This is a genomic window from Desulfofundulus thermobenzoicus, assembly GCF_009428905.1.
Lineage (GTDB): Bacteria > Bacillota > Desulfotomaculia > Desulfotomaculales > Desulfovirgulaceae > Desulfofundulus_A > Desulfofundulus_A thermobenzoicus.
Genome location: NZ_WHYR01000193.1, coordinates 1 through 447, shown reverse-complemented (window position 1 = coordinate 447; position 447 = coordinate 1). Strand labels below are relative to the sequence as shown.

At 39.4% G+C, this 447-nt stretch carries 1 protein-coding gene; it reads right to left on the bottom strand.

Features of this window, described 5'->3' with window-relative positions; translation table 11 throughout:
- Positions 1–96: 96 nt before the first annotated feature.
- Positions 97–447: family 1 glycosylhydrolase (locus GFC01_RS18185; protein ID WP_152948512.1), on the bottom strand; the 351-nt coding region annotated here is incomplete at its 5' end.

The window sequence follows — 447 nt, the reverse complement described above, 5'->3', positions numbered from 1 at the left end:
CTCCTGTTGGTTCTGATCTTCAGCCAGGACCACACTCGAGTTTAAAACTTTTTTGATTTTAAACATCGTCATCACCTGTTTTCATGATTGTGGTGTTCAATCAAGCGATTCACCATTTGTCTCAATGACTTTTTGGTACCAATAAAATGAATCTTTTCGAGATCGTTTTAATGTCCCGTTCCCGTCATCATCTTGATCGACGTGAATGAAGCCATAGCGTTTTAACATTTGTGATGTACCTGCACTAATAATATCAATCGAGCCCCAGCTCGTATATCCAAAGAGATCGACGCCTTCATCAATCGCTTCTCTCATTTGACGGAAATGCTCTTTAAAATAGTTAATACGATAGTCGTCATGGATAGAGCCATCACTTTCAACTACATCCTTTGCACCCATGCCGTTCTCGACAATGATAAGAGGTTTTTGATAACGATCATACAATTC